This window comes from Oleiagrimonas sp., assembly GCF_027858935.1.
GTDB lineage: Bacteria > Pseudomonadota > Gammaproteobacteria > Xanthomonadales > Rhodanobacteraceae > Oleiagrimonas.
In genome coordinates, this window is record NZ_JAQIBU010000182.1 from 1 (window position 1) to 7,544 (window position 7,544).

The 7,544-nt window shown below is 61.3% G+C and carries 5 protein-coding genes; 1 reads left to right on the forward strand and 4 read right to left on the reverse strand.

Annotated features, from left to right (window positions below):
• The first annotated feature begins 187 nt into the window (after positions 1 to 187).
• Positions 188 to 343 (forward strand): hypothetical protein, encoded by a 156-nt coding sequence (locus tag PF446_RS06735; RefSeq protein WP_298070486.1) that lies wholly within the window; start codon positions 188 to 190, stop codon positions 341 to 343.
• Between the two features lie 86 nt (positions 344 to 429).
• On the opposite strand, the gene PF446_RS06740 is transcribed toward PF446_RS06735, so the two are convergent.
• From PF446_RS06740 to PF446_RS06755, 4 genes are all read right to left on the reverse strand, one after another.
• Positions 430 to 1,359, reverse strand: coding sequence for an SEC-C metal-binding domain-containing protein (locus tag PF446_RS06740; protein ID WP_298070488.1), 930 nt, complete (start codon positions 1,357 to 1,359; stop codon positions 430 to 432).
• 354 nt (positions 1,360 to 1,713) lie between these two features.
• Complete coding sequence (locus tag PF446_RS06745) at positions 1,714 to 2,868, reverse strand: Fic family protein (protein WP_298070490.1); 1,155 nt, start codon at positions 2,866 to 2,868, stop codon at positions 1,714 to 1,716.
• A gap of 597 nt (positions 2,869 to 3,465) precedes the next feature.
• Complete coding sequence (locus PF446_RS06750; RefSeq protein ID WP_298070492.1) at positions 3,466 to 4,305, reverse strand: DUF3883 domain-containing protein; 840 nt, start codon at positions 4,303 to 4,305, stop codon at positions 3,466 to 3,468.
• Entirely contained in the window at positions 4,302 to 7,412 is a 3,111-nt protein-coding gene (locus PF446_RS06755; protein WP_298070494.1) for a DEAD/DEAH box helicase family protein, read from the reverse strand. The genes PF446_RS06750 and PF446_RS06755 overlap by 4 nt, the downstream gene beginning before the upstream one ends.
• Positions 7,413 to 7,544 lie beyond the last annotated feature (132 nt).

Genomic DNA, 7,544 nt, shown 5'->3' on the forward strand with positions numbered 1-7,544 from the left:
GCCACCCAGCGCCTCAATCGTCTTCCGATCCAGCATGGAACACCCCTTATACCCCTCTTGAGAGGTCTAAGGTATCGACGCAAGGGAAGAAGCTCCACGGAAACCCGCGAAGAACCAAATAAAAACCCCGCAAGACGCCACCGCGCGAACGACCCATCGCGCGAGCACGGCAACGAGAGATGACGACATGACCCGTGAAGCCTACAAACCGGTCCCTGCAGACATTGAGACCACTCGCAAGCGCTGGTCACAGGATCCTATATTCAAGAAAGCCTACGACGCGCTGGCCGACGAATTCGAAGCGCAGGCCAAGCTGGTGCGTGTTCGAACACAGCCGGACTGACGCAGGACGATGACCCCAAGCGCACCTGACACCATGCTTGGTCGAGAGGCTGCAGCGACATGTTGCCCCTTCATGAAGCACTGGCGCTATCCCTGCCCCGTTTGCAAGTGGAAGCAGACGACCTGGTCCAGCAACGGCGTTTTCGAGACCATGCCCTTATCGCCGGTTGCGCGGTAAAGCTCGGCAGAAAGACGCGCCAGCCCCATGAACCCGGCGAACCGCACCAGGGTCCGCAGGCTGTAGCAACGCCGGGCCTTCGCCTCACCGCTCGTCCAGGCGTCGCCCTCCGCCTCGTCCACCAGCATCGGAAACGCGCGCAGGAACGCATCCTCGTAAAACTGCCGGGGGCGTGGCGTGTCGCCGTAGCGGCTCAACAAGTACAGGCTGAAGGCGAAGGCATGCTGGATGATCGGGTACTCCGGATACCCATCGCTGTAGCCCCAGTTGAACCGCCGCGCACAGGCTTTCAGCAAAGCCGGATACACGGCCTGCATGCCATGCGCATCGCGAAGCGACTTGCACGCCCGGCTCAGGATGAAGCGGCCCTTGTACTTGCGTAAAAGCCCCGCCTGCTGCGCGACCAGACGGGTAACATACAGCGCCTCGAAATCCTCCTCGCTGCTGACCTTGCCGACGGGTCGATCCATGCTGTAGGGCGAGGACCCGACAAAGGCGCGATGCACCTCCTGGCAGAAGGCGCGCGGCAGATTGCCCTTGGACGTGGCCTTCAGCTCCCCCGCATCCAGCGCCTGACACAGCTGCTCGAACAGCTGCGCGATCGGCGCATCCGGCGTCTCCGGCAGCACCGCGGGAAATTCCAGCCAGCGCGGCGAGTCGAACGGCGCATACAGCAAGGCATGCATCTGCACCGGCGACAGGCCATGAAAGTCATCGTGCGCCGCCTGGTTTTGCTGCTGCACCATCTCCTGCAAATCGCGCTGAATGCAACAGCGCCGGTAGGCACGGCCGCTGCCGCAATGACAGGCCTCGTCCGGCCCAACGGGGGAATCCATCATGTACGCGCCTCAACTGATCGTATTGGGTAACAGGCTCATCGTGTCTTTGCCGAAGCTGTCGGCCTGACGCACCGCCAGAGTCTAACGCCCCGGCATCACGTAGGTGTGGCCGGTCGCGGAACGTTCTAATGTGTTGATTGCACGATTCCTGTTGCCTGATGACCAAGTACCAGCAAGAACGGTGACAGGTGTACTTTTCTTGAGCAATCCAAACGGTCATAAGTGCACCTGTCACCATTTATCCTTGGCCAGCAACGAGGAAAAGTACGACAACATGCTGGCCCTGGCCTCCGGGAAACCCGGGGCGCTTCAGTTCATGCGCCCGCTCCGGTCGTTTGAATAAGGGTGACGCCGTCAGAGTTCCGCATTGAGAACATCCACGTAGGCGCGATAGCTGAAAATGCGATCCCGCTGGCGATGGGTCAGTTCCGACACAATATCCATGTCGATCAACTGCACCAGCATCCGGTTCACGGTGGCCAGTGCAAGGCCCGTGTCCTTCACTAGCGTCGCCGCCGTCGTCACCGGCTGGCGCTGCAGGGCCTGCAGCACGGCCAGGGCTGACGCCGCGCTGCGACCCAGCGTGGCAACGCGGTCACGGTCCTTGTTGACCAGCGCCAGCAGTTGCTGCGCCGTGGCCACCGCCTGCGCCGCGCTCTGCTCGACGCCCTCTGCAAAGTAATCCAGCCAGCGCTCCCAGTCGCCCTGCATACGCACGGCGTTGAGCAGTTCGTAGTACAGCGCTCGGTGCTTCTTGAAAAACAGACTCGGGTACAGCAACGGCTCGCGCAGCAGGCCGTCGTGCACCAGTTGCAGCACAATCAACAGTCGCCCGATGCGACCATTGCCATCCAGGAACGGATGGATGGTCTCGAACTGCACATGCGCCAGCGCCGCCTTCATCAACGGCGGCGTTGCCTCCGGCAGGTCGTTGAGAAAGCGTTCCAGGTCGCCCAGGCAATCCGCGACCACCTCGGCCGGTGGCGGCACGAACACGGCATTACCGGGTCGCGTGCCGCCTATCCAGACCTGACTGCGACGGAATTCACCCGGCGTCTTGCCCTGCCCCGTCGGGTTGTCCATCAGCACCGCATGGATCTCGCTGATCAACCGCAGGCTCAGCGGGAAGCCCCCACGCAGGCGGGCCAGCCCATGCTCCAGCGCAGCGACATAGCGGCTGACCTCGTGCGCGTCTTCCACCGGCACACCGGGCTGCTCGTCGATCTCATATAACAGCAGGTCCGCCAGCGAGGACTGCGTGCCCTCGATCTGCGAGGACAGCACCGCCTCCTTGCGCACGAAGCTGTACAGCAACAGCGCCGCATTCGGCAGCAGGGCCGAAACGGCATCCAGCCGCCCCAGGGCCACCAACGCATCGTCGAAGCGGCGACGCAGCGCGGGCGACCACTCCAGGGGCGGATGCGGCGGCAACGGCGCCGGCACGAAGGCCCGAAACGGCTCGCCAGCCGTGGATACGGTGCGGTATTCCCCCGGCGGCTGGCGAAGCATGACGCTCTCCGTGGACGAAGTGAAAGTAACGGCGGCCGTTAATTTTACTTCATGTTTTATCTTAAATTAGTGTGGCGGGCAACGACCAGATGACGTGGGCTGCCTTTTCGGCGACGAATGTTGCCAGGCTGTCAACATCGCACGCAGCGGAGCACCCGCGGCCAAGACCATGGGCACCTCTTCGGGTCCGCAAGCTTCATCAAGGAACCATCCAATAGGTTGGAGGCACACACCTTGATGCATTCCATTGTTTTATAGAAACTTTCCAACAGTGGCCCACCCTGCAGAACACCAATCTACAAGGTCGCCGGCCCGATCTGAATCGGCATGGTGCCACCCACCGAGCAGCCGCAGCTGATCTAAGTGGACCCGGCTGTCGCCAAGGCGGCCAGGGAGGTAGAGGCGGCGCTGAAAGCGATCATCGACGAGACGATTGGAGGGGGAATGGAACTTAGTTACCCCCGTCCCCTTTCCCCGCATGGCTTTGGGCCCATACGGTCGGACTGTGAACCGCTACAGGAGGGTCCAGGTGATGTATGGATGTAGTTCCCTGTGGTTGCAGTGTTGTTCACGACATCATGTCGCGTCCAGAAAGATTCACACCGTCGCGCGATAGCTCACCGCATCCAGCTTCAAGCGCTCGCGCATGTTCCCGCGCAGCATAAACATGCGCGGCCGCGCGCGGAATTCGAACAAACGGTACAGGTGAAACTGTCGTTTCGTCCGTTCGGAGAAATCGACCTCGTTGCGACTGACATAGAACGGCGTGGCCTTGGGGAACGCTGTGGTCTTGACCTCGATGAAGCGCTCGCGACCGCTTTCTTCATAGGAAAGTATGTCGTATCCGGCGCCGTCGCCCCGCGTCGAGGCAATATGCTCGACCTTGCCCGCTAGCGCCTCCTGACCCAGACGTTCAAGACGATCGCGCTCGTAGGCCAGCACTAACTCCTCGCCGGCTTTGCCCAAGGCCCGATTGCGCGCTTCCCGCGCTACATAGTCCCGCTGCACCGGCAGAAAGGACGGTGCTTTTGCCGCTATTGGATCGCTCACCTTGCAAGGCTTCGGCGGATCATCCAGCCAGTACCCGAAATCAATCCCCTCCGGCGCCACCGCCGGCTGCGTCGCCGCGTGAAGTGCCGCTTGGTCGAACAACGGATCATCAACGATCTGTTCGACCACGACTTCGTGCAGCAAGGCCTGGTAGTTCCCCAGCCGCTTGTAACCTGCGATGGATGGGCAGTTCATCGCGATCAGAATGGCGCTGATGTTCTGATGCTTGCGCTCGATGGATCCCTCCGATCGATCATTCAGCAGCTTTTGCAGCGCCCGCCGATGCTCCGTCTTGCTGTACTTCTGGCCGCTTAGCTCCTGAATCAGCATGCGTCGATAGTCGGCCACCGCCGCTTCAACTTCCTCGCGAGACCAAACTTGGCTCATGCTTGTGTCTGACTGCCATCGGACTTGGCCCGAAGCGCCTCGTACAACTGCGCCGGCCCCAGAAGAATGTGCAACAAGCCGTCGCGTATGCGTTGCGAATTCAATGCCTGGGTGCTCATGGTGGTATGCGCGTCGAAGGCGTCCATGATCGCGTTGCGCAATGCGTCCTTCAGGTCGGGCGAATTGGCAAATTGCTCCTTGCTGTTGCTCGCGGACTGCTGAATCAATGTCATGTTTTCCAGCATCTTGGATTTGAGTGCGCCGTTGACATATTGCAGCTGATCATCATCGGTGAGCTGACCATCGAACAGGCCATTGACCTTCTCGATGATCTCGACCAAATACGCACGCTCCTTATCCTGTACAGAACCACTTCCTACGGCATCCATGGGCGGCAATTTGTAGGAACCATCGGCATTGAGGTTCATCGGTTGACGTCCGGCATTGCGCAACGTGTGATGTGTGAGCACCACCTTGGACAGGTCCACTTGCTCGCGCTCACGACCGAACTCCAGCAATGGAATCAATCGCTTGTAGAAGACGAAACGCTTTTCGATGTCGGTGTTGCCGTAGTCGAACATCTGCGACAGGAAGGCGTAAAGCCGCACGTAGGCGCCCATGTCGTTCTTGAACAGCACCAGGGCATCCATGATGTCCTTGTTGGCCTCGGCAGCCTGCTCGTCGCCGTCGGCAAGCGCCGTGGCGCGCGCTTGTTGCGCGGCGCGGTAGCGCTTCAATAACCGGTCGGCCACCGGGGCAATCGCCGCGCTGAGTTGCGCCTGCGTCCCCTTGGGATCCAGCTCGACCCTCGCAACGCGGTCGACTTCAAATTCATCGTAATGCCCGCTGGCGTCCAGCTTGGCACGCAGGTCGTAGACCATGTGCGGATCGGTGGTCGCTTCCAGTTCAGCGGTGTCGTAATAGGTCTTGAACGCCTTGAGGATGTCGGCTGCATCGTTGACGAAGTCGAGGATGTACGTGGTGTCCTTGCCGGGATACGCGCGGTTGAGTCGCGAGAGCGTCTGCACCGCCTGGATGCCGCCCAGTTTCTTGTCCACGTACATGCCGCACAGTAGCGGCTGGTCGAAGCCGGTCTGGAACTTGTTGGCGACCAGCAGCAGGTGATGCGCGGGTTCGGCAAACGCCTCGCGGATGTCGCGCCCGCGCAAACCGGGATTGAGGTCGGCGCTGGTCTCCGTCACAGGCTGCGGGTAGCTCTCCGCATCGTTCACCTCGCCGGAAAACGCCACCAGCACCCCCAGCGGATAACCCTGTCGCTCGATGTAACCGCGAATGGCCTTCTGCCAGCGCACGGCCTCCTTGCGACTGCCCACCGCGACCATCGCCTTGGCCTTGCCGTCCAGCAGCGGCATCACGTTCGCCCGGTAGTGCTCCACCACCACCTGCACTTTCGAGGCGATGTTGTAGGGATGCAGGCGGACCCACTGCATGATCCCCTTCATCGCCGCGCTGCGCTCAACCTCGGTCTCGTCCAGTTCTTTGCCGTCGTGCGCCAGCCTGAAGGCCAGTTTGTAGGGCGTGTAGTTCTTCAGCACATCAAGGATGAAGCCTTCCTCGATGGCCTGGCGCATGGAATAGACATGGAACGGCTGCGGCAGACCGTCGGGCCCCGGACGGCCGAACAACTCCAGCATCTTCTGCTTGGGTGTGGCCGTAAACGCCACGTAGGTCAGCCCCTTGTTGCCCGCCCGCGCGGACATGCCGGCCTGCAAGATCACTTCGGTGTCGATCTCGCCGCCGTCCTGGTACTCGGCCCATTCCTCGGCGCTGAGCAACTGCTTGAGCTTGGAGGCGGCCTCACCCGTCTGCGAGCTGTGCGCCTCGTCGGCGATCACCGCAAAGGACTTGCCCTCGGTCGCGGCCAGTTCCTGCACGGCGTCCAGCGCAAACGGGAAGGTCTGGATGGTGCAGACAATGATCTTCTTGCCACCCTTCAGCGCCTGCCCCAACTGCGCACTCTTGCTTCCGCGCTCGTTGGTGATGGTCTCGACCACACCGGTGGTGCGCTCGAAATCGAAAATCGCTTCCTGCAGCTGGGAGTCCAGCACGTTGCGGTCGGACACCACCAGCACACTGTCGAACAGCTTGTTGTGGTCGGCGTCGTGCAGATCCGCCAGGAAATGCGCGCTCCAGGCAATGGAGTTGGTCTTACCCGATCCGGCCGAATGCTGGATCAAATAGCGCTGCCCCGGCCCGCTTTCGCGCACATCCGCGACCAGCTTCCGCGCCGCATCCAACTGGTGGTAGCGTGGAAATATCACCGTGGTCAGGCGCTTCTTGTCGTCACGCTTGCCGATCAGGTAGCGGCCCAGAATCTCCAGCCAGCTGTCACGTGCCCAGACCTCTTCCCATAGATAAGACGTGGCGAAGCCGTCCGGATTCGGCAGGTTGCCCGCCGCGCCCTCATTGCCGCGATTGAACGGCAAGAAGCGCGTGGCCTTGCCCTCCAGCTTCGTGGCCATCATGACCTCGGCCTGGCTGACCGCGAAATGCACCAGTGCACCGCCGGGGAAATTCAGCAGTGGCTCGATCAACCCACCTTTGGGATGCGGATGCCGGTCGAAGCGGTATTGATCCACCGCATCGCCCACGCTCTGCTTGAAGTCGGATTTCAGCTCCGCCGTGGCCACGGCGATGCCATTGAGAAACAGCACCAGGTCCAGCGCGTCCTTGGTGCGGTTGGGCGAATGACGCACCTGCCGCACCACGCGCAGGCGATTGGCCTCGTAGCGTTTCTGCAGGTCCGCATTCATCGCCAGCGCGGGCTTGAACTGCACCAGCGACAGCGGCTCTTTCAGCCCCAGCATTTCCACGCCGCGACGCAGCACATCCAGCGTGCCACGCTCATTGAGGTTCTTGCGCACGCGCTCGGCAAGGCGCTCGGCCAGGTCCGGACCATGACTCCTGTAAAGCCGTTCCCAGCTATCGGGCTGCGTAGCCTCGATCCAGGCCAGCAGGTCGGGAAGATACAAGCCATGCGCGCTATCGAAATGCGCTGCATCACCCTCGGCATACAGCCAGCCATCCGCGCCAAGGTGGCCGCAGATGGCCTGCTCGAAATGGTGTTCCTGATGAAGATTGCTCATGGCTACTCAAACATCTAGGGCAACGCTGAATAAGCCGTCGCCGTTATCCATCTGCCGGTCTGACCAGTTTCGCGTCTGATCGGCCGGGTAGATCAAGGTTTCTTGCTGGTAGTTTTCACTCTTTTCGCGCCG